The sequence below is a fragment of the Pseudomonas sp. JQ36 genome, from assembly GCF_053851495.1.
Map to the genome: position 1 here is coordinate 5,658,591 of NZ_CM132642.1, position 22,678 is coordinate 5,681,268.

At 61.5% G+C, this 22,678-nt stretch carries 18 protein-coding genes and 1 pseudogene; 15 read left to right on the forward strand and 4 right to left on the reverse strand.

Annotated elements, in window-relative coordinates; translation table 11 throughout:
• Window positions 1-19 precede the first annotated feature (19 nt).
• The 7 genes from ACS4NR_RS25485 (at window position 20) to ACS4NR_RS25515 (ending at window position 7,310) form a co-directional block, all read left to right on the forward strand.
• The gene (locus tag ACS4NR_RS25485) at window positions 20-610 is read left to right on the forward strand and encodes an NAD(P)H-dependent oxidoreductase (protein ID WP_095139858.1); all 591 of its coding nucleotides are present in this window, start codon (window positions 20-22) and stop codon (window positions 608-610) included.
• A gap of 173 nt (window positions 611-783) precedes the next feature.
• Complete coding sequence (locus ACS4NR_RS25490; RefSeq protein ID WP_456018639.1) at window positions 784-1,695, forward strand: LysR substrate-binding domain-containing protein; 912 nt, start codon at window positions 784-786, stop codon at window positions 1,693-1,695.
• Between the two features lie 103 nt (window positions 1,696-1,798).
• Window positions 1,799-2,692 (forward strand): NAD-dependent epimerase/dehydratase family protein, encoded by an 894-nt coding sequence (locus ACS4NR_RS25495; RefSeq protein ID WP_456018640.1) that lies wholly within the window; start codon window positions 1,799-1,801, stop codon window positions 2,690-2,692.
• Between the two features lie 366 nt (window positions 2,693-3,058).
• The gene (locus ACS4NR_RS25500; protein WP_456018641.1) at window positions 3,059-4,408 is read left to right on the forward strand and encodes a GntP family permease; all 1,350 of its coding nucleotides are present in this window, start codon (window positions 3,059-3,061) and stop codon (window positions 4,406-4,408) included.
• 15 nt (window positions 4,409-4,423) lie between these two features.
• The gene (locus ACS4NR_RS25505) at window positions 4,424-5,284 is read left to right on the forward strand and encodes a MurR/RpiR family transcriptional regulator (RefSeq protein WP_456018642.1); all 861 of its coding nucleotides are present in this window, start codon (window positions 4,424-4,426) and stop codon (window positions 5,282-5,284) included.
• 1 nt (window position 5,285) lies between these two features.
• A complete protein-coding gene (locus ACS4NR_RS25510; RefSeq protein WP_456018643.1) occupies window positions 5,286-6,743 on the forward strand; it encodes an N-acyl-D-amino-acid deacylase family protein in 1,458 nt (485 codons plus the stop codon).
• Between the two features lie 198 nt (window positions 6,744-6,941).
• Complete coding sequence (locus ACS4NR_RS25515) at window positions 6,942-7,310, forward strand: glyoxalase superfamily protein (protein ID WP_095139854.1); 369 nt, start codon at window positions 6,942-6,944, stop codon at window positions 7,308-7,310.
• A 256-nt stretch (window positions 7,311-7,566) separates the two neighbouring features.
• Here the strand turns inward: ACS4NR_RS25515 and ACS4NR_RS25520 are convergent, their stop codons facing one another.
• A complete protein-coding gene (locus tag ACS4NR_RS25520) occupies window positions 7,567-7,932 on the reverse strand; it encodes a DUF6124 family protein (protein ID WP_095139853.1) in 366 nt (121 codons plus the stop codon).
• A 480-nt stretch (window positions 7,933-8,412) separates the two neighbouring features.
• On the reverse strand, window positions 8,413-9,429 hold the full coding sequence (gene gliR / locus ACS4NR_RS25525; RefSeq protein ID WP_456018644.1) for an AraC family transcriptional regulator GliR: 1,017 nt from the start codon (window positions 9,427-9,429) through the stop codon (window positions 8,413-8,415).
• A gap of 211 nt (window positions 9,430-9,640) precedes the next feature.
• Between gliR and ACS4NR_RS25530 the strand changes: the two genes are divergently transcribed.
• From ACS4NR_RS25530 to ACS4NR_RS25565, 8 genes are all read left to right on the forward strand, one after another.
• The gene (locus ACS4NR_RS25530; protein ID WP_456018645.1) at window positions 9,641-11,236 is read left to right on the forward strand and encodes an FAD-binding oxidoreductase; all 1,596 of its coding nucleotides are present in this window, start codon (window positions 9,641-9,643) and stop codon (window positions 11,234-11,236) included.
• A gap of 5 nt (window positions 11,237-11,241) precedes the next feature.
• A complete protein-coding gene (locus ACS4NR_RS25535) occupies window positions 11,242-12,837 on the forward strand; it encodes a glycerol-3-phosphate dehydrogenase/oxidase (RefSeq protein WP_456018646.1) in 1,596 nt (531 codons plus the stop codon).
• A gap of 20 nt (window positions 12,838-12,857) precedes the next feature.
• Entirely contained in the window at window positions 12,858-14,426 is a 1,569-nt protein-coding gene (locus tag ACS4NR_RS25540; RefSeq protein WP_456018647.1) for an FGGY-family carbohydrate kinase, read from the forward strand.
• A gap of 243 nt (window positions 14,427-14,669) precedes the next feature.
• Window positions 14,670-15,959, forward strand: coding sequence for a phospholipase (locus ACS4NR_RS25545; protein WP_456018648.1), 1,290 nt, complete (start codon window positions 14,670-14,672; stop codon window positions 15,957-15,959).
• 43 nt (window positions 15,960-16,002) lie between these two features.
• Window positions 16,003-17,961 carry a DUF1302 domain-containing protein gene (locus tag ACS4NR_RS25550; RefSeq protein ID WP_456018649.1) on the forward strand — a complete coding sequence of 653 codons (1,959 nt, stop codon included), beginning with the start codon at window positions 16,003-16,005 and terminating at the stop codon, window positions 17,959-17,961.
• A gap of 150 nt (window positions 17,962-18,111) precedes the next feature.
• The gene (locus ACS4NR_RS25555) at window positions 18,112-19,485 is read left to right on the forward strand and encodes a DUF1329 domain-containing protein (protein WP_456018650.1); all 1,374 of its coding nucleotides are present in this window, start codon (window positions 18,112-18,114) and stop codon (window positions 19,483-19,485) included.
• A gap of 274 nt (window positions 19,486-19,759) precedes the next feature.
• Window positions 19,760-20,005: a FitA-like ribbon-helix-helix domain-containing protein gene (locus ACS4NR_RS25560; RefSeq protein WP_095139845.1), complete on the forward strand. Its 246-nt coding sequence runs from the start codon at window positions 19,760-19,762 to the stop codon at window positions 20,003-20,005.
• Window positions 20,002-20,421, forward strand: coding sequence for a type II toxin-antitoxin system VapC family toxin (locus ACS4NR_RS25565; protein ID WP_166496122.1), 420 nt, complete (start codon window positions 20,002-20,004; stop codon window positions 20,419-20,421). Before ACS4NR_RS25560 ends, ACS4NR_RS25565 begins: the two co-directional genes overlap by 4 nt.
• Window positions 20,422-20,587: 166 nt before the next feature.
• On the opposite strand, the gene ACS4NR_RS25570 is transcribed toward ACS4NR_RS25565, so the two are convergent.
• Both ACS4NR_RS25570 and ACS4NR_RS25575 read right to left on the reverse strand, forming a co-directional pair.
• Window positions 20,588-21,451 (reverse strand): methyl-accepting chemotaxis protein, encoded by an 864-nt coding sequence (locus ACS4NR_RS25570; protein ID WP_371260362.1) that lies wholly within the window; start codon window positions 21,449-21,451, stop codon window positions 20,588-20,590.
• A gap of 42 nt (window positions 21,452-21,493) precedes the next feature.
• Window positions 21,494-22,507, reverse strand: a pseudogene (locus ACS4NR_RS25575) (methyl-accepting chemotaxis protein); the annotation flags it as partial.
• Between the last annotated feature and the right edge of the window lie 171 nt (window positions 22,508-22,678).

Genomic DNA, 22,678 nt, shown 5'->3' on the forward strand with positions numbered 1-22,678 from the left:
GGCTGTGCGAGGCGTTCTGATGAAAAAAGTGTTGTTGCTCAATGGTGGCAAGAAATTCGCCCACTCCGACGGTCGTTATAACGCCACCCTGCACGAAACCGCGCTGAGCGTGCTGGACCGCGGCGGTCTGGATGTCAAAACCACGTTCATCGACGAGGGTTACGACGTCGCTGAAGAAGTGGCGAAATTCCTCTGGGCCGACGTGATCATTTATCAGATGCCGGGCTGGTGGATGGGCGCGCCGTGGACGGTGAAAAAGTACATCGACGAAGTCTTCACCGAAGGCCACGGCAGCCTCTATGCCAGCGATGGTCGTACCCGTTCCGACGCGTCGCAGAAGTACGGCAGCGGCGGCCTGATTCAGGGCAAGCAATACATGCTGTCGCTGACCTGGAACGCACCGCAGCAGGCGTTTGATGACCCGAGCGATTTCTTTGAAGCAAAGGGTGTGGATGCGGTGTACTTCCCGTTCCACAAGGCCAATGAGTTTTTGGGCATGAGCGGGTTGCCGACGTTCCTCTGTGTGGACGTGATGAAGCGCCCGAACATCGAGAATGATGTGGCGCGGTATGAGCAGCATCTGAAACAGGTGTTTGGCCTCAAGGCTTGATGGATTTCAGGCTACTATCGAATGGCTTGGCCTGATCCTGTGGCGAGGGAGCTTGCTCCCGCTGGGCTGCGCAGCGGCCCTCGCTTTTACCTGAACCGCAGGGCAGCGCTTCGCACTCCAGCGGGAGCAAGCTCCCTCGCCACAATGAGTACGCATTCGATTAGAGAGTTTCCGTGAAAGCCAGATCCGATGAGTTGCAGATTTTCGTCTGCGTGATCGAGTGCGGTTCGATTTCCGCTGCTGCCGAGCAGGTCGGGCAGACCCCTTCGGCGGTCAGCCGCACCCTGTCGCGGCTGGAGGCCAAACTCGACACCACGCTGATCAACCGCACCACGCGGCGCATGGACCTGACCGAGGAGGGCAAGTATTTCTTCGAGCAGGCCAAGCTGATTCTCGATCAGATGGATGCGCTCGAAGAGCGACTGTCCTCACGCCAGCAGACCCCGTCCGGACGCCTGCGAATCAACGCCGCGTCGCCCTTCATGCTGCACGCCATCGTGCCGTACATCGACGAATTCCGTGGTCTGTACCCGGACATCCAGCTCGAACTCAACAGCAATGACCTGATTATTGACCTGCTGGAACAAAGCACCGACGTCGCCATCCGCATCGGCACTCTTGCCGATTCCACATTGCATGCGCGCTCGCTGGGTTGCAGTCCGCTGCTGATCGTCGCCAGTCCGGCCTATCTGGAAAAGCACGGCGCGCCGCAGCAGGTCGCCGACTTGAGCGAACACACCCTGCTTGGCTTCACCCACAACGAAGGCCTCAATCAGTGGCCGCTGCGTTACGTGCACGGTGACCGCTGGCCGATCACCCCGGCGATCAGCGCCTCCAGCGGCGAGACCGTGCGCCATCTGGCACTGGAGGGCCAGGGCATTGCCTGCCTGTCGCACTTCATGACCATCGACGACATCCGCACCGGGCGCCTCAAGGTTTTGCTGGCGGAATTCAACAGCGGTTACCGCCAGCCGATCAACGCGGTGTACTACCGCAACTCGCAACTGGCGCTGCGTATCCAGTGCTTCCTCGACTTCATCCAGAGCAAACTCGCGGCGTACGCCAGTGCGGATTTCAAGGGTTGATTCGTGATCCCTGCGCAACAGTGATTTGGGCGAGGGCGGGTTTTTCCATCGGGGTGACCGGTCGATACTCGCTGCATCACTTATTCACGCAGGGAGTTTCTCCATGAACGTATTCATCACCGGCGCTGCCGGTTTTATCGGCGGCTCGATCGCCACCGGTCTGGTCCAGGCCGGGCACCGTGTCACGGGCCTGGTGCGCAGCGCCGAACAGGCCGATGAGCTGAAAGCTTTGGGCATCACCCCGGTGATCGGCACCCTCGAAGACAGCACATTGCTGGCTGAACAGGCCCGCGCCGCCGATGCGGTGATCAACGCCGCCAGCAGCGACCACCGCGGCGCGGTCGAGGCCTTGCTCGATGCCCTGCGCGGTTCGAACAAAGTGTTCCTGCACACCAGCGGTTCGAGCATCGTCGGCGATGCCTCGGGCGGCAAGTCCAGCGACGTCATCTACTACGAAAACAACCTGCCGGAACCCACCGTCGACAAGGCTGCCCGTGTGGCCATCGACAACCTGATCCTCGCCGCCGCGCAGGACGGTGTTAACTCGGCAGTGATCTGCAACACCCTGATCTACGGCCACAGCCTGGGCGTCAATCGCGACAGCGTGCAGTTGCCGCGTTTGCTCAAACAAGCGCGCAATAGCGGTGTGGTGCGCCATGTCGGCACTGGCCAAAACATCTGGTCCAACGTGCACATCGACGACGTCGTCGCCCTGTACCTGCTGGCGCTGACCAAGAACGTGCCCGGCACCTTCTACTTTGTCGAGAGCGGCGAAGCCTCATTCATCGACATGACCACCGCCATGGCTCAGGCCCTCAATCTTGGCCAGCCACAAGACTGGCCGCTGCAAGACGCCGAAGCCGAGTGGGGCTACGAAATGGCCAACTACGGCCTCGGCTCCAACAGCCGCGTACGCGGCAAACACGCCCGTGAATTGCTGGGCTGGGCGCCGAAGCGCACGTCGGTGGTGGACTGGATTCGTAACGAAATGGTGTGAGTTCACGTTGCACCGCGTGAAGCCATTCGCGAGCAAGCTCGCTCCCACAGGTTGACCGCATTCTTGCTGAAAGAATGCAATCAAACTGTGGGAGCGGGCTTGCTCGCGAAAGCGGCGTGTCAGTCAAACAATCGTGTTTTGACACACCACTATCGCGAGCAGGCTCACTCCTACAGGGCTTTGGGTTTGCGCGAGAGCCATGTAAATCCCGCCCCTCAATTTTCATTAATCGCGACAAGACATACCCGGCAGCGACACGCCTTACCTCTCCACGAAAATTACTTTCATGCGGTTTGAAAACTCGATCTCGAAATGATTTATGAGTTTCACAACCCATTCGAACGTGACCCTTTCGAGGAGTACCGCATGACGCCTTTCTTCGGCTATTGGCTGCTGATCTATGCCGCCGTCGCCATCATCGCCTTGATCGTGCTGATTGCGCGTTACCGGCTCAATCCGTTCATTGTCATCACCCTGATTTCCATTGGTCTGGCGCTGGTGGCGGGGATGCCGCCGTCGGGCGTGGTGGGGGCGTATGAGGCCGGGGTGGGCAAGACGCTGGGGCATATTGCGCTGGTGGTGGCGCTGGGGACGATGCTTGGCAAGATGATGGCCGAGTCCGGCGGCGCGGAGCAGATGGCCCGCACTTTGATCGAGAAGTTCGGCGAGAAGAACGCGCACTGGGCGATGGTTTGCATCGCGTTTCTGGTCGGCTTGCCGCTGTTCTTCGAAGTCGGTTTTGTATTGCTGGTACCCATCGCCTTCACCGTGGCGCGGCGGGTAGGCGTGTCGATTCTGATGGTCGGCCTGCCGATGGTCGCCGGTCTGTCGGTGGTGCATGCGCTGGTGCCGCCGCATCCGGCGGCGATGCTCGCGGTGCAGGCGTATCAGGCCTCGGTCGGGCAGACCTTGCTGTATGCGATTGCGGTCGGTATTCCGACGGCAATCATCGCCGGGCCGTTGTACGCCAAATTCATCGTGCCGCGTATTCAACTGCCGGCGGATAACCCGCTGGAAAAACAATTTCTCGACCGCGAACCGCGCGACAAGCTGCCGGGTTTCGGCATCACCATGGCGACTATTCTGTTGCCGGTGGTGCTGATGCTGATCGGTGGCTGGGCCAACCTGATTTCCACGCCGGGCAGTGGTTTCAACCAGTTCCTGTTGTTCATCGGCAACTCGGTGATTGCGCTGTTGCTGGCGACCTTGCTGAGTTTCTGGACGCTGGGCATCGCCCAGGGGTTCAATCGTGAATCGATCCTCAAATTCACCAACGAATGCCTGGCACCGACCGCCAGTATCACCTTGCTGGTCGGCGCCGGCGGTGGTCTGAACCGGATTCTGGTGGACGCCGGGGTCACCGATCAGATCGTCGGTCTGGCCCACGAATTTCACCTGTCGCCGCTGATCATGGGCTGGCTGTTCGCCGCGTTGATGAGGGTAGCCACCGGCTCGGCCACCGTCGCGATGACCACAGCTTCCGGCGTAGTTGCCCCGGTCGCCATCGGTCTGGGGTATCCACACCCGGAATTGCTGGTGCTGGCGACCGGTGCCGGCTCGGTGATCTTTTCCCACGTCAACGACGGCGGCTTCTGGTTGATCAAGGAATACTTCAACATGACGGTCGCGCAGACGTTCAAGACCTGGACCGTGCTTGAGACTTTGATCTCGCTGGTCGCTTTCGGTCTGACCGTCGGCCTTTCTTATTTGCTGTAACCGGAGCCAGTCGCCATGGATATCCTTTATCAGATCCGCGCCCGCCAGGACTCCTTCAGCGCGGGCGAGGGCCGCATCGCCCGGCTGATGCTCGACGACGTCGGTTTTGCCGCCTCCGCCAGCCTCGAACAGCTGGCGCAACGGGCCGAGGTCAGCACCGCCACGTTGTCGCGTTTCGCCCGCACGGTGGGCTGCCGCGACCTGCGTGATCTGCGCCTGCAACTGGCTCAGGCCAGCGGCGTTGGCAGCCGTTTTCTCGACCCGGCGGGCACACCTGAACAGTCGGCGTTCTACGGGCAGATTGTCGGCGATATCGAAACCACGCTGCGCCAGCATCTGGCCGGGTTTGACGAATCACGCTTCGCCGATGCGGTAAAAATGCTCGGCCAGGCGCGGATGATTCATGCGTTCGGCATGGGCGGTTGCTCGACCCTGTGCAGCGACGAGTTGCAGGTGCGCCTGGTGCGCCTCGGCTACCCGATTGCGGTGTGCCACGACGCGGTGATGATGCGCGTCACCGCCGCCAGCCTCAATGCCGAGCAAGTGCTGATCGTCTGCTCGCTGACCGGCATCACCCCGGAGCTTTTGGAAACCGTCGAACTGGCGCGCAACTATGGCGCGCGCATTCTGGCCATCACCCGCGCCGACTCGCCGCTGGCCGAATTGGCCGACATCGTTCTGCCGCTGCAAGGCGCGGAAACTTCGTTCATCTACAAACCGACGGCGGCGCGCTACGGCATGCTGCTCGCCATTGATGTGCTTGCGACCGAGCTGGCGCTGGCCAATCCTGAAGACAATCAAGAGCGTCTGCGGCGGATCAAACTCGCCCTCGACGAATACCGTGGCGGCGACGATCACCTGCCGCTGGGAGACTGAGATGCTGTACGACACGCTGATCCGCAACGCCACCGTCATCGATGGCAGCAACACGCCCGGCTACCGCGCCGATGTGGCGATTCTCGACGGGCGTATCGAACGTATCGGCGACTTGCACGATGCCCGCGCCACGGAGGAAATCGACGCCGCCGGCCGCGTGCTCGCCCCGGGGTTCATCGACGTGCACACCCACGACGACACCGTGGTCATCCGCCAGCCGCAGATGCTGCCCAAGCTCAGCCAGGGCGTGACCACGGTGATTGTCGGCAACTGTGGGATCAGCGCCTCGCCCGTGACGCTGAAAGGCAATCCGCCGGACCCGATGAACCTGCTCGGCAGCGCGGCGGCGTTCGTCTATCCACGTTTCAGCGATTACCGCTCGGCCGTCGAGGCGGCGAATACCACGTTGAACGTCGCCGCACTGGTCGGCCACACCGCACTGCGCAGCAATCACCTCGACGACCTGTTGCGCACCGCCACGCCTGACGAAATCGCCGCGATGCGCGAGCAATTGCGTGAAAGCCTTGAGGCCGGCGCGCTCGGTTTATCCACAGGCCTGGCCTACGCCAGTGCCTACAACGCCTCCACCGACGAAGTGAAGCAACTGACCGAAGAACTGACGGCATACGGCGCGGTGTACACCACCCACCTGCGCAGTGAATTCGAACCGGTGCTGGAGGCGATGGAAGAAGCGTTCAGCATCGGCCGTCACTCACAGTCCCCGGTAATCATTTCCCACCTCAAATGCGCCGGTGTCGGCAACTGGGGGCGTAGTCCGCAGTTGCTCGCATCGCTGGAAGCAGCGGCGAAAACCCAGCATGTGGGCTGTGACTGCTATCCCTACGCGGCGAGCTCTTCGACGCTGGATCTGAAGCAAGTCACCGATGCCCACCGCATCACCATCACCTGGTCGACGCCGCATCCTGAAGTCAGCGGCCGCGACCTGATCGACATCGCCGCCGAATGGAGCGTGCCACTGCACGACGCCGCCAAACGCCTGCAACCGGCGGGCGCGGTGTACTACGGCATGGACGAGGCGGACGTCCGAAAAATCCTCGCGCATCCGCTGTCGATGGTCGGTTCTGACGGACTGCCGGAAGACCCGTTCCCGCATCCACGCCTGTGGGGTGCTTTCCCACGAGTGCTCGGACATTTCAGTCGTGATGTCGGACTGTTTCCGCTGCACACCGCCGTACACAAGATGACCGGTCTGTCGGCGGCGCGATTTGGCTTGAAAGAGCGCGGCGAGATTCGTGAAGGGTATTGGGCGGATCTGGTGTTGTTCGATCCTTTGACGGTGCGCGATGTGGCAGATTTCACTGATCCGCAGCGGGCGGCGCAGGGGATTGATGGGGTGTGGGTCAATGGTGTGTTGAGTTATTGCGACGGGCAGGCGAATGGTCGCAGGGAAGGGCGATTTCTGGCACGCGAAGGTGATCTGCGCGAAGGATTTCATTGATGGTGATGGCGCCAAAAGATCGCAGCCTGCGGCAGCTCCTACAGGAGATCGCATTCCAATGTAGGAGCTGCCGAAGGCTGCGATCTTTTGATCTGCGTCTCATAGTGGCACTCTGAGATTAAAGAATGTCGAATCCAAGCCGAATTGCTGACATCCAGCCCAGCTAAACTCTTGGGCCAACCAGTCAGGGAGCACCCCATGAGCTTCGGCAAAACCACCCCGATCCTGCGGATCTTCGATGAAGCCAAGGCGTTGGAATTTTACGTCGACTTCCTCGGCTTCAAGATCGACTGGCAGCATCGTTTCGAAGCGAACTTCCCGCTGTATCTGCAGGTGTCGCGTGGCGAGTGCGTGCTGCACCTGTCCGAGCATCATGGCGATGCGACGCCGGGCTCGGCGTTGCGCATCGAGACCGACGAGCTGGAGGCGTTTCAGCAGCAACTGATGGCCAAGGAATACAAGTTCTCGCACCCGCAGATTCAGGCGATGCCGTGGGGCAGTCAGGACATGACCATTGCTGATCCGTTTGGTAATCGACTGGTGTTTACCAACGCGATCAGTGTTTGAGCTGAGAAGAGCCCCTCACCCTAACCCTCTCCCAGAGGGAGAGGGGACTGACCGAGGTGTCTTGCGCTGTACATCGACCTGAATGATCCGCTGCGATTGTGCATTCACAGCAGCATTTTCAGGTCGGTGTGTCTCGCGAGCATCCCTCGATCGGCCCCCTCTCCCTCCGGGAGAGGGTTGGGGTGAGGGAAAAAGATTCACGCCATACAAAAAAGCCCGCTGCCAAACCACTAAGGTTTTGCCGCGGGCTTTTTCGTTACTCGGTTGGCACTAACTGATCCAGCACCCGATTGACGGCGATTTCCGCCACCATCACTACTTGCGCGATGCCTTGCAGGGTCTTGCGGTGCGAGCCTTCCAGCAGCCCGGCGAAGTCGTTGAGCATCACGGTGGCCGAGCCGAGGGATTCGCAGGCATCGGCCAGCAACGGTTCGGTGCCGCTGGCCGGATTGGCCATGTAAAGGCGATTGGGCTGGTACGGGGTGGCCATGATGGCGGGTCTCGGTGGGCCGAGGTAGTGGTCGAGGGCGCGCTCGGCGGCTTCGTGGAATTTCCTTGATTCGGGGGATTCGTAGGGGGAGGCCGGACCGGTGTCCGGTGGGTTTGGCGTAACTTTGAACATAGGCTGTGTTCCCGTCATTGAGCGCCAACCCCTTTGCTACTAAACGAAAGGGTGGCAGCTGTACGCAGGTTAGTAGACCGGGGAACTCAGCTTAAGCCGGCGCGCCGAAGCGCCCTACGTACAGCCACCATCAAGCTCAGGTACTCAGCACCTGTGATGAATGTACGACCAACCGAATTACCTCGGGCTACTAAACCCGATCACTGGAAATCAGTGACGGACTCAAGTTACCGACGGGCTCCAGGGCGCACAAGCCGGCGGATTCTGGCTTAGCCGTAGGCAGCGGCGCAAGGATTTGTGGGTGGTTTCGCGTAACGCTGAGTGTCTTTAAACACCTGCGCTAAAAGTGTTTATTGCGTTATGGCGGCTGGCCTCATCGCGAGCAGGCTCACTCCTACAAATGATCTTCAGTGAACGCAGATTTTGTGTTCCGCACGACTCACTGTAGGAGTGAGCCTGCTCGCGATGGCGCCAGTCCTGTCACCCCCGATGCATCTGCCGAAACTCCCCCGGCGGCATCCCGCGCCGGCTCTTGAACGTGCGATGAAACGACCGCGGCTCGGTAAACCCCAGATACTGCGCAATGTCTTGAATCGGCAACGTGCTGTTGAGCAAATAATGCTCCGCCAGCTCCTGACGCAAATCATCCAGAATCTGCTGATACGACGTCCCCGCCTGATGCAACTGGCGCTGCAACGTGCGCACCGACACCGCCATTTGCTCGGCCACCTGTTCCTTGCGCGGCAAGCCTTCCTTGAGCAACTGGCGCAGGATGCTTTTGACCCGCTGTTCCAGCGACGCATCCTCCAGCGTCGCCATCAAGCCCATCGCGTGTTCTTCCAGGGTGCGCAGCAATTGCGCATCGGCCTGACGCAGCGGTAATTGCAGATACGCCAGCGGCACGATCAGCGCCGAATACGCCTGCTCGAACAGCACTGGGCAATCGAAAAACGCTTCGTATTGCGCCTGGCTGGCGTCTGGCGGGCACGGATGTTCCAGCCACACGGCGGCGGGTGACATCTGTGTGTCGGCGATCCAGCGGGCATATTGCAGCCACGAGCCAAGAACGTTTTCCACCAGATGCCGGCGGATGCGCGGGCGCTCGTAGCGGCACGTCCAGATCAGGTGCACGTGGCCATCCTTCACTTCGGCGCGGCTGACGCCCATGTCGCCCACCAGTTTTTCGAACGGCATGATCCGGCTCATCGCATCGCCCAGGGTCGCGCAGTTCATGGTGATGTAACCGAGCACGCTCCAGGAATTGGGCAGGACGAAGTTCGCGGCGTTGAGACCAAACAGCGGATCGCCCGAGTGCTCGCAGAAATAATCGAGCAGGCGCTCATGGGTTTCGCCCGGCAGGCGCAGGCTGTTGTCGCTCAGTTGCTGCGCCTGCAATCCGGCTGCCGCCAGCGCCGGCTCGATGGTCATGCCCAGTTGCTCGGCATGGCGCACGTATTTGAGCAGTGGCGGAACCGATGTGAAGCCGAGCGATTGCATGATCCGAATCCCTTGATCAAGGCCTGCGTGAGCGAATGAATGCCTGAAAGGTAATTTGAAACCCCGACTAAAGTAAATGGCTGGCACTTGCGCGACGTTTGACTCAATTGGCTACTCGAACTGGCCGGATGCGACCGTGACACTTTTTGGCCGCTGACTAGTATGGAGGCCTGCCACATCACTGATCAGACTGCATAAGAAGGACACACGCATGCGACGCTGGAACGGCTGGGGAGAGGCAACCACGGTGGTCGAACTGCCGGCCCAGGGCGCGAGTTTTCTCCATGAACGACTGGGGGCCGGGCACGTGTTGCCCGATGCCACGCTGGAGGCGGCATTGGCGCGGGTGCCGCTCTCGCGGCTGGCGGCGCACGCCTTGTACAGCGTTGATGCCCATGATCGTCTGCTGCACGCCCGGGGCCAGAGCCTGCCGGACTGGCTGGCGTTGCGCGAAGGCGCGCTGGGCAACTATCCCGATGCGGTGGCGTTTCCCGAAACTGCGGAGCAAATCCGCCAATTGCTGGCGCTCGCCCATGAGCAGGACCTGTGCCTGATTCCCTACGGCGGTGGCACCTCGGTGGCCGGGCACATCAATCCTCCGGATTCGGCGCGACCTGTAGTGACCGTGTCGCTGGCGCGGATGAATCGCCTGATCGACCTCGACGAGGCCAGCCAGTTGGCGACGTTCGGCCCCGGCGCCAGTGGCCCGCAGGTGGAAAGTCAGCTGCGCGCTCGCGGTTACACGCTGGGGCATTTCCCGCAGTCGTGGGAGCTGTCGACGCTGGGCGGATGGGTCGCCAGTCGCTCCAGCGGTCAGCAGTCGTTGCGCTATGGGCGCATCGAGCAATTGTTCGCTGGCGGCACCCTGGAAACTTTCGCCGGGCCCTTGGAAATTCCGACGTTCCCAGCCTCGGCGGCGGGGCCTGATCTGCGCGAAGTGGTGCTCGGTTGCGAGGGCCGTTTCGGGATCATTTCCGAGGTCAAAGTGCGGGTCAGCCCGCTGCCGGCCGATGAACGTTTTTACGGAGTGTTCCTGCCCAGTTGGAGCAAGGCGCTGCAAGCGATTCGCCAATTGGCCCAGGCGCGGGTGCCGCTGTCGATGCTGCGGCTGTCGAACGCGGTGGAGACCGAAACCCAACTGGCGCTGGCCGGGCATCCGCAGCAGATCGCCTGGCTGGAAAAGTATCTGAACCTGCGGGGCGCCGGTGAAGGCAAGTGCCTGCTGACCTTCGGGGTGACCGGCAACCGTCGGCAAAACGCGCTGTCGCTGAGCCAGGCGCGGCAGCATCTGAAAGCCTTCGGTGGCGTGTTTACCGGTACGTTGCTCGGCAAGAAATGGGCGCAGAACCGCTTCCGTTTTCCCTACCTGCGCGAGAACCTGTGGAACGCCGGTTACGTGGTCGATACCCTGGAAACCGCCACCGACTGGAGCAACGTCGACCACCTGCTCAACCTGATCGAAAACAGCTTGCGCGATGCCTTGGCGGCGCAGGGTGAACGGGTGCATGTGTTCACCCATCTGTCCCACGTCTACGGCGAAGGTTCGAGCATCTACACCACTTACGTGTTTCGCCCGGCGGCGAATTATCCGGCGACGCTGGCGCGCTGGCAGGCGCTCAAGCACGCGGCCAGCCAGACCATCGTCGACAACCACGGCACCATCAGCCACCAGCACGGGGTCGGCAAGGATCACGCGCCGTACCTGCCGCGCGAAAAAGGCGCGCTGGCGATGGATACCTTGCAGGCGCTGAGCAAGCACTTCGATCCGGCCGGGCGCCTCAACCCCGGCACGCTGTTGCAGGAGTGACGGCCATGCACCCGGACTGGAACGCCGCGTGGCGCCAGCAAACCCTGCCGACATTGGCCGACGCAAGCTGGGACCTGATCGTCATCGGCGGCGGCATCAGTGGTGCCGGCATCCTGCGCGAAGCGGCGCGGCGTGGCTGGCGTTGTCTGCTGCTGGAGCAACGGGATTTCGCCTGGGGCACCTCCAGCCGATCATCGAAAATGGTTCACGGCGGTTTGCGTTATATCGCCAAGGGCCAGTGGCGCTTGACCCGTGACTCGGTGCGCGAGCGCCAGCGCCTGCTCGACGAAGCGCCGGGACTGGTGGAACCGATGAGTTTCATGATGCCGCACTATCGCGGCGGCTTTCCCGGGCCGCGTGTGCTCGGTGGCTTGTTGTCGGTTTACGACGCGTTGGCCGGACGCCGCAGCCATCGTTTTCATGACGCGCAGCAACTGCGTTTTCTGGCGCCGGGGGTGAAGGAAAATCACCTGCTCGGCGGCACCTGTTTTGTCGATGCGCTGACCGATGATGCACGACTGGTGATGCGCGTGTTGCGCGAAGCGCGGGCTGATGGCGCGGTGGCGCTTAACGGGGTGCGCGTCGAACATCTGCTGCGCGAAGACGGTCGGGTGTGCGGGGTTCAGGTCGAAGATTGCGAGGCGGGCGGGTCGTTGCAACTGCGTTGCGGCGTGCTGGCGGTGGCGACCGGGGCATGGGCTGAGCGCCTGCGTTTGCCCGAGGCACCGCGACAACTACGGCCATTGCGCGGCAGTCATCTGCTGCTGCCGGGCTGGCGTTTGCCGGTGGCGCAGGCCTTCACTTTTTTGCATGAGCGCGACCGGCGGCCAGTGTTCGTTTTTCCGTGGGAAGGGGCGACGGTGGTTGGCACCACCGACCTCGATCATCGCGAGAATCTGGATCAGAGCGCGAGCATCAGCGCCGACGAACTCGACTATCTGCTGGCGGCTTGCATGCAACAATTTCCAGGTGCCGAAGTGACGGCGAGCGATGTGCTGTCGACCTGGTCCGGCGTGCGTCCGGTGGTGGGCAGCGCGGCGGGTGCACAGCAAGGCAAGCCGTCGAATGAAACCCGTGAACATGTGCTGTGGCAGGAGCCGGGGTGCGTCACGTTGGCTGGCGGCAAACTGACAACGTTTCGCCCGCAGGCCATCGAAGTGCTCAAGGCCTGTGCCGACATGCTCGGTCGCAGTTTCGAAGATCACGGCGCCGCCGTTTTTGCCGCCGTAGCGCCACTGCCGATCCCCGGACTCAGCCCGCAACAGTGGCGACGTCTGGCTGGACGCCACGGTCGCGACCTGCCGCGACTGGCGCAGTTGATCGCCGAGTTGGGCCACGAAACGGTCGGCAACACCGACACCTTGTGGGCAGAACTGGCCTTCGCCTGTGAGGCGGAAATGGTGCTGCACCTCGATGATCTGTTGCTGCGCCGCACCCGTCTGGGCCTGTTGCTGGCGCACGGTGGCGAAGCGCATTTCGCCGCCCTCCGCCAACTCTGCCAGCCCCGCCTGGGCTGGGACGATGCACACTGGCAGCAAGAACTGCAGCGTTACCGGGCGTTGTGGCAACGCCATCACGGTCTGCCGGATGCCACGCCTTGATGCCCCTTGAAGAGAGCGCCATGGATAACCACTCGAACAAGCGCTACCTGCTGGCGATCGACAACGGCACCCAGAGCGTGCGCGCATTGCTCTTCGATTTGCAGGGCAATCTGCTCGGTAAAGGCAAGGTCGAGTTGCAGGCGTACTACTCGACGCAACCGGGCTGGGCCGAGCAGGACCCGGAATATTACTGGGCGAAACTCGGCGAGGCCTGCCAGCAGGTGTGGGCGCAAACCGGGATTGATCGCTCGCAGATTGCCGGCGTCTCACTGACCACTCAGCGCGGCACGGTGATCAACGTCGATGCTCAGGGCAAGTCTCTGCGCCCGGCCATTCTGTGGCTCGATCAGCGTCAGAGCGAAGTCGAGGGCGGGATCAAGGGACCATGGGGCTGGCTGTTCAAACTGGTCGGCGCGCAGGCTACCGTGGATTATTTTCGCGCGCAGGCCGAGGCCAACTGGATCGCCAGACACCAGCCTGAAGTGTGGGCGGCGACCGACAAGTTTCTGCTGCTCTCGGGGTTTCTCACTCATCGTCTGTGTGGACGCTTTGTCGACTCTGTCGGATGTTGCGTCGGCTATCTGCCGTTCGACTTCAAACGCCTGAAATGGGCCGCGCCCAGCGACTGGAAATGGCAGGCGCTGGCGGTGCGTCCGGAGCAATTGCCGACCTTGCACAAGCCCGGCGAAACCCTCGGCTACATCAGCGCTGAGGCCAGCCGCCACACCGGGATTCCCGAGGGCTTGCCGCTGATTGCGGCGGGTGCTGACAAGGCCTGCGAAGTGGTCGGTGCCGGCGTGGTCGATACCAGCACCGTGTGCCTGTCCTACGGCACCACCGCGACGATCACCAGCACCCGTTCGCGCTATCTGGAAATCGTCCCGTTGATCCCGCCGTACCCCTCGGCGGTGCCGGATCAGTACAACTGCGAGGTGATGATTTACCGCGGATACTGGATGGTCAGCTGGTTCAAGAACGAGTTCGGCCTGCGCGAGATGCAGCAGGCGCAAGAGCAGGGCATCGAGCCCGAGCAACTGTTCGATGCGCTGGTGAATGCGGTGCCGCCGGGGTCGATGGGGCTGATGCTGCAACCGTATTGGTCGCCGGGGATTCGCGAGCCGGGTGTCGAAGCCAAAGGCGCGATGATCGGCTTCGGCGACGTGCACACCCGCGCGCATATTTACCGGGCGATTCTCGAAGGGCTGGCATATGCGTTGCGCCAGGGCCTGGAGAATATCGAGAGGCGTTCGAAGGTGTCGGTCAAGCGTCTGCGGGTGGCCGGTGGCGGTTCGCAGAGCGATGCGGCGATGCAGCTGACGGCGAATATTTTTGGCCTGCCGGCGGAGCGTCCGCATGTGTACGAAGCGTCCGGGCTGGGCGCGGCGATCTGCTGTGCGGTGGGGTTGGGGTTGTATGCGGATTTCCCCACGGCAATCGCCGCGATGACCCGCGTCGGGACGGTATTCACCCCGCAGCCCGAGGCACAGCAGGTCTATGAGCGTTTGTACAAAGAGGTGTACCTGCGCATGTATCGCCAGCTCAAACCGTTGTACCAGAGCATCCGCAAAATCACCGGTTACCCCGCTTAACCAGACACCAGAAATCCCTTGTGGGAGCGGGCTTGCTCGCGAAGGCGGTGTGTCAGCTTGCACATGAGGTGACAGGCAAACCGCCTTCGCGAGCAAGCCCGCTCCCACAGGGGAACAGTGATGCTCTCGCTATTGTGCACATGGCGCTATCGGAGACTTTTTCTGGTGAGATCGGACAGTGTCAGCGCCGGGGGCGGTTGTTAGGCTCAACCCCCACAGCACCTCCAATAAGAATTAAAAGCAATGAAGCTGACTTTTCTCCTGTTGCTGCTTTGTGCAACGGCCCCGACAGCGTGGGGCTGGTCGAACCACACGGTGGGCAGCTATCTGGCGTTGCAGGAATTGCCGGCGCTGCGCGATGCGCCGCCGGTCGAGGTCGAGCCGCTGGAGCGTTTTCTCGCCGAGCAATACCCGGCCGTGGTCGCATTGCTGGAGCAACAGGAAAGCTTCGCCCCTGAACACTTCACCCAGTACCCGCCGCGCCCCGACCATCTGAAGCTGCCCGCCGTACCAAGCGACAATCTGCGCCACGATTTTCTCACCGCGTTGCGGCTCAATCCGCGCATTCATCTGGCGATGGTCATTCAGCCGCTGCCGGGCCAAGACCTGCCCGAGCGCGAACATCTCAGTGCCGATCAGGTGATGGTCGAGCAGACGCTTTCGCCATGGAATCGTCAGCGTTTCATTCGCGTGGCGGACGGCGAGAAAGTCGCGGCGCTGGCGGTACTGGCGACCGCTGCTGATGAGCCGGATTACGGTCACGACATAAACCTGTTCAGCGATAACCCCGGCGAGGTCGGCGCGCTGTATGGCTTCGGCCCGCAGCCGTTTGGCGATGCGCGTTTTCAGTACAGCTCGCAGGCGCCGTTCCACATGGGCTTCTTCCATGAAAGCGCGGTGGTGTATGCCGCTGCCGGATTTCTTCAGCGCAGTTGGCCGGACTGGCGCGCTTATCAGTACTTGGGCCTGGCGCGTTTGGCGTTCGCCTCCGGCCATCCTTATTGGGGTTACCGGTTCCTTGGTTGGGGCGTGCACCACGTGCAGGACCTGACCCAGCCGTATCACGCCAAGCCGCTGCCCGGGGTCGAACTGCCGAGTCTGTTGCTGCTGGAGGGCAAGGCGCTGGCCGGTTTTGCCGATGACAAACAGGCGTCCATCGAGCGCGTCGCCACTCGCCATATGGAAATCGAGAAGTATCAATCGACCTGGCTGCGCCGCGTGCTACGTGCCGGTCAGGCGCATCCGATGCTCGCGGCCTACGCCGATGTCGCTCAAGACCAACAGTATCCGCCGTACTCGGTGGACTACTTGCGCGACGTGGTCAGCGCCGAGTCGGTCGAGGACTCGACAGCGTTCGATGAAGCCATCGGCCAGTGGCTGGAGACGGCTCCGGTGACCAGCGATTTCAGCAGCGGCAATCAGTTGCAGCGCGAGACGTTCGAGCATCCGGCACTCAATCAGCAGCTGTTCAAACTGCTCGGCCATTTCGGCGCGCACAGCCGGATTTATGTCCGTGCGGGACTGGCACCGTAGCCATCGCGGCCACGCAAAAAACAATAAGAACAAGGAGGAACCCATGATCAACACTCGATTGCGCCTCACCGGCGTGGCACTTCCCGGTGTCGGCCTGGCAGGCCTGCTGCAACTCTGCGCGGTGGATGCGGTGCAGGCTGCCGAGTTCAGCGTGCTGGACAATCAGGTCACCGGCTCGATCGACACGACCCTGTCCTATGGCCGTTTGTGGCGGGTGCAGGGCCGCGACAAGAACAACGATGACGTCAACACCAACGACGGCAATCGCAACTTCGACACCGGGCTGGTTTCCGAGGTGTACAAGATCACTTCGGAGCTGGAGGCCAACTACCAGAACTACGGGATGTTCCTGCGCGGCACCGCGTTCTACGACACCCAGTTGATGGACAAACGCAACGATTACTACCGCAACAACAACCCGGCGCAGCCGAGCCAGAGCTATCCGCAGGACGACCGCTTCACCAGTCAGACCCGCGACATCGCCGGCAGCCGGATCGAGATGCTCGACGCCTATGTCTACGGCAATTGGGACGTGGCGCAGATGCCAGTCACCGCGCGGGTCGGGCGTCAGGTGTTCAACTGGGGCGAGGGGCTTTTCTATCGCGGCGGGATCAACACCACCAACCCGGTGGACGCGGCGAAATACCGTTTGCCGGGGGCCGAGGTCAAGGAAGTGCTGATGCCGGTGGAGGCCTTGAGTTTCAACATCGGCCTCAGCGATTCGCTGACCCTGGAAAGCTTCTACCAGACCAACTGGAAGGAAACCCGCATCGACCCGGTCGGCACTTTCTACTCGCAGACCGACCTGTTCGCCGATGGCGGCAACACCGGTTACAACAACTTCAGTGGCACCGCGCTTGATACCCCGGTGCCGGGCTTCGGCAACGTCATCGGCTTGTACAGCGCATTGGGTAACAACCCGTTGCTCAGTCCGGTTTTGCAGACCACTGGCCTGTACGCCAACGGCGTGACGCCGGCCTACGGCAATACGCTGAAAGTGGCGTCGGTCGGCAAGGACTACAACGCGCGCAACGATGGTCAGTTTGGCTTTGCGTTTCGCTACATCGCCGAACAGCTCAACAGCACCGAGTTTGGTTTGTACCTGGTCAATTACCACGCCAAGGAGCCGACCATTGCTGCGGATCTGGGTGGCTACAAAGGCATCGACATGAGCGCACTGACCAACCTGCTGGCCGGCGTCGCGGGCGATCAGGCGGGTGCGCTTGCCAATGGTCTGGCCACTGCGGATGTGATGGGCAACATCCAGGCGCATCGACGCTACGCCGAAGACATTCGCATGTACGGTTTCAGCTTCAACACCACGCTGGGCGAGGCCTCGGTGTTCGGTGAAATCGCTTATCGGCCGAACCTGCCGATCGGCGTCGCGGCCACCAACGATCTGATTGGCGACCTGGCCAACGGTGCGGCTGTCGCGGTGACGGGCCAGTCGATCAACGTCGGCGGGCAGATGGTCAACCTCAACAGCGAGATCAACAACGCCGAGCGCGTGGAAGCGTTCAACACCTCGTTGGGCACTATTTACAACTTCGGCCCTACGGCTTCGTTCGATTCGCTGTTCGGCATCTTCGAACTGGCCTCCGAACATCTGCGCGGCAGCAGTCTGCAATACACAGCTTATGACGGGACGAACCGTTACTACGCCGGCACCGGTAACTATTCCTATGTCTCGGGCGGTGATCGTGACGATCAGGTCAACCGCGATTCCTACAGCTATACGGCGATGCTCAACGGCACCTGGAACGACGTGTACGCCGGAGTCAACGTCTCGCCTTACGTCGTCTACAAGGATGACTTCAAGGGCAACAGCTATCAGGCCGGCAACACCATCGAAGGTCGCAAGGCCTACACCCTGGGGATCAAGGCCAATTATCAGAACAAGCTCGAAGCCGAACTGCAGTACACCGAGTTCTATGGCGGGGGGCAGAACAACGGCATCCGCGACCGCGACAACGTCGGGTTCAACCTCAAGTATTTCCTTTAAGGACTACACGCAGATCCATTGTGGGAGCGGGCTTGCTCGCGAATGCGCCGTGTCAGTCACCGTTATTTCGAATGACACACCACCTTCGCGAGCAAGCCCGCTCCCACAGGGGAACTGCGGTGTCCTGCAGACCTCACACGGAGATCGATCATGTTTTACCCATCACGATTCAGCAAAACCATGTTGGCGCTGGTTCTGGGCCTCACCGCCGGCAGCGTCCTCGCCGCCATCACCCCGCAACAAGCCGAACAACTGAAAACCACCCTCACGCCCCTGGGCGCCGAGCGCGCCGGCAACGCCGCCGGCACCATTCCGGCCTGGACTGGCGGCATCACCCAGGCGCCCGCCGGCTACAAACCGGGCCAACATCATCCGGACCCGTTCGTCTCGGACAAGCCGCTGTTCACCATCACCAAGGCCAATCTCGACCAGTACAAGGCCCACCTCAGTCCGGGCCAGATCGCCCTGTTCAACAGCTACCCCGACACGTTCCAGATGCCGGCCTATCCGTCGCGTCGTTCAGGTTCGGCGCCGCAGTGGCTTTATGACAACACCTTGAAGAACGCGACCTCGGCCAAACTGCTGGAGGGCGGCAGCGGATTCGCCGATGCCTACGGCGGTGTACCGTTCCCGGTGCCCAAGGACGGCATCGAAGTGCTGTGGAACCACATCACCCGTTATCGCGGGATCTACGTGGTGCGTCGTGCTTCCGAAGCCCCGGTGCAGCGCAACGGCAGCTTTGCACTCGTCACCTCGCAGCAGGAAGCGCTGTTCAACTTCTACCGCCCGGGCGGGCAGTACGCCGACCTGAAAAACATCCTGTTCTACTACCTCGCTTTCGTGAAAAGTCCGGCGCGGCTGGCCGGTGGTGCGGCGCTGGTGCACGAGATGCTCGATCAACTCAAGGACCCGCGTCAGGCCTGGGTCTACGACGCCGGCCAACGCCGCGTGCGCCGCGCGCCGAACCTCGCCTACGACACGCCGATCGCCTCATCCGATGGCCTGCGCACCGCCGACGACACCGACCTGTTCAACGGCTCGCCGGATCGATACGACTGGAAGCTCAAGGGCAAGCAGGAAATCTACATTCCCTACAACAACTACAAGGTCGGCAGTCCGGACGTGAAGTACGCGCAACTGCTGACCCCGGGCCACCTCAACCCACAATTCACCCGCTACGAGCTGCACCGCGTGTGGGTGGTCGAAGGCAATCTCAAACCGGGCGCGCGGCATGTCTATTCCAAACGCGTGCTGTTCCTCGACGAGGACAGCTGGGGCGCGGCGCTGGTCGATCAATACGATGGGCGAGGGGAGTTGTGGCGGGTGTCGATGGCCTACCTGAAAAACTTCTACGACCTGCCCACCACCTGGAGCGCACTGGACGTATTCCACGACTTGCAGGCCCGCCGTTACTACGTGCAGAACCTCGACAACGAAGAAGCCTCCACCGTGGACTTCTCGCAACCGGTACCGGAAGACGCGTATTTCATGCCGTCGGCTTTGCGCCAACGCGGGACGCGCTAGAGGCGTATCACAACCTCTGTAGGAGCTGCCGAAGGCTGCGATCTTTTGACTTTGATTTTAAAAACCAAGATCAAAAGATCGCAGCCTGCGGCAGCTCCTACACAAGGCGGGTTGCCCGCGATTGGATTTACGCTTTGGCGCTGACTGAAGGTCAGACGCGGAAATGGCTGACCATCTGTTGCTGTGAGAATGGCTGTTCGGAAGATTGCCCGGTGTGAGCCAGAACGGATGTGCTAGCCTGCAATCAATGATTTCATTGATTGCGGGAGGCATCATGGCCAGCATCACCATTCGAAACCTTGATGAGAAGCTCAAGGAACAGTTGCGTATCACCGCAGCACACAACGGCCACTCCATGGAAGAAGAGGCGCGCCTGATTCTCGGTCGAGCCTTGGCAACAGTTGATCGCGCCGGCGGACTTGGAAGCCGGATACGCAACAGGTTCAGTGCAAACGGCGGAGTTGAACTTGAATTGCCAGAGCGCTCAGAGAAAGCCACCGGGGTGGATTTCTCCGAATGATAGTGCTCGATACCAACGTGCTTTCAGAGTTTATGCGTATTGAACCTGAAGCCAGAGTGCTGGCCTGGGTCGATGCGCAGCCCGCCATGGATCTGGCCATCAGTGCGATAACGGTGGCTGAGATACTCCACGGCATCGCCCGACTTCCCTCAGGCAAACGCAAACAGAATCTTCAAGCCCATGCGATGGCTATGTTCGAGGAGGACTTCGCGGGACGCATTTTGCCGTTCGATGCGCATGCCGCTGTCGAGTACGCGGCACTCGTCGCAGATTGCGAAGCAAAGGGGCGGACGGTGTCGATGGCTGATGCTCAGATAGCCGCAATCTGCCGGGCTCATGGCGCGGCAGTCGCCACGCGTAACGTGAAGGACTTTCAGTTCTCGGGAGTGGAGGTGATTAATCCGTGGGAGGTGTGAGCGGTGGGGCAGTGAGTATGGGCTTGGGCTGACTGGGCTGACGCCATCGCGAGCAGGCTCGCTCCTACAGGGGATTGGCGTAGTTCACATGATCTGTGTTCAACGCATTACCTGTGGGAGCGAGCCTGCTCGCGAATCGATCTTTCGTTCAGCGCAGAGGTGAAGATCAGACGCGGAAGTGGCTGACCATCTGCTGCAACTGGCCACCCAGGCGTGCCAGTTCCACGCTGGACGCTGCGGTTTCGTCGCTGGCGGCGGCGGTCTGTTCCGACACGTCGCGCACGTTGATGATGCTGCGGCTGATTTCTTCGGCCACGGCGCTTTGCTGCTCGGCCGCGGCGGCGATCTGCTGGTTCATCGACTGGATGTTCGACACCGTGCGGGTGATGTTTTCCAGGGAGTCGCCAGCCTTGCGGGTCAGGGCCACGCTGCTGTCGGTCAGGGCGCGGCTGTTGTTCATCACGGCAGCGACTTGCTGGGTGCCGTTCTGCAGACCGGCGACCAGGCCTTCGATCTCTTCGGTGGATTTCTGCGTACGCTGGGCGAGACCACGGACTTCGTCGGCGACCACGGCAAACCCACGCCCGGCTTCACCGGCACGCGCCGCTTCGATTGCGGCGTTGAGCGCCAGCAGGTTGGTCTGTTCGGCCACGGCCTTGATCACGTCCATGACGCTGCCGATCTTGTCGCTTTCCTGTTGCAGCACGCTCATGGCTTCGGTGGAGCGCACCACTTCACTGGCCAGACGTTCGATCTGCGCGATGGCTTCGTTGACCACCTTGTCGCCTTCACGGGCCTCGCCGTCAGCGGCGGCAGCAGCCTGCGAGGCTTCTTCGGCGTTGCGCGCGACTTCCTGCACAGTGGCGGTCATCTCGTGCATGGCGGTGGCAACCTGATCGGTCTCGACCTTCTGGCTGTTCACGCCGGCGCTGGTCTGCTCGGTCACGGCCGAGAGTTCTTCGGCGGCGCTGGCGATCTGGGTGACGCCGTCGCGGATGCCGCTGATCAGGTCGCGCAGGGTCACGCCCATGCGGGCGATGCCTTGTTGCAGCACGCCGAGTTCGTCGCGACGGGTGACCGTGACGTTCTGGGTCAGGTCGCCGCTGGCAATGCGCTCGACCACGGCCAGGGTTTCTTGCAGCGGACGGGTGATCTGACGGGTGATGATCACCGCGGCAATCACACCGACCAACAGCGCCAGCAGGGTGCTGATCAACTGGAAAGTACGAGCCTGGGCGCTTTCGATATCGCGGCGGTCGAGCTGGATCTGATACAGCTGCTCGCTGGTGGTGACGATGGCAGCACCCTGATCGGTCATCTCTTTACGCGCCTGCACCGCTTCGCTGTTGGCGTTCTTGTACGCCTGCAACGCGCTGCGGTAGTTGGTCAGAGCGGTTTCCAGCTGACGCAGGGCGTCTTGCTGGGTGGCGGCGAAATGCACGTTCAATTGCTTGAGGGTGGCGATCGCTGCGTCCAGTTGGCCAACGGCTTTCTGCTCGGTTTCGGCGTTGGTGGTGGCGGTGTAACCGCGCACTTCATAGCGCGCGAGGATGAACGCTTCCTTGGCCTGGCTGATGGCCTGAAACTGCTCGAAGCGCTGCTCGCTCATGTCCATTTGCTGCACGCGCTTGCTGATCGTTTCGATCAGGTTGTAAGCGGTGTCGGCGTTGGTGCCCATCACGTCGCGGGCGCTGTTGCCGGTGCGGTAGGCGTTGCGCATCTTGTTCAGCGAGGTCTGGTATTCGGCGATGGTCGCGGCCTGCTGCTTGAGCAGCTTGACGTTTTCCGGACTCTTGAACTTGTTGATCAGCGCCTGTTGTTGCGCGGCGAAGCTTTCGAGGGTGGTTTGTACATTCTGCGCGGCGGTTTCGTCGCCGTTGGTCAGCATGTACTGCAGGCGGACCACGCGCAGCTTGGTCAGGCCGGCGTTGAGCTGGGTGATGTCGCTCATCCAGTTGCTGCGGTCAATCAGGCCGCCGAGGCTGGTCCAGCCCGTCAGGGCCAGCACGCAGGTCAGGGCCAGGACCAGGCCGAAGCCCAGACCCAATTTCATGTTCACGCTGATGTTGCCGAACCAGCTATTCATCACAATTCCTCCAGGAACGTAGAGCTACTTGATCGTCGGTCAGGCTGGAAGATTGTTGTTTTTTTGAGCCAGCAAGGGTGTTAGCAGGTCTTTATCGGCCGCAAATACGAGAGCTGAAAGGTTTTTGTCCGACGGAATTTGTAACAAGAGCGCCTCAAGACTTTTTTCACA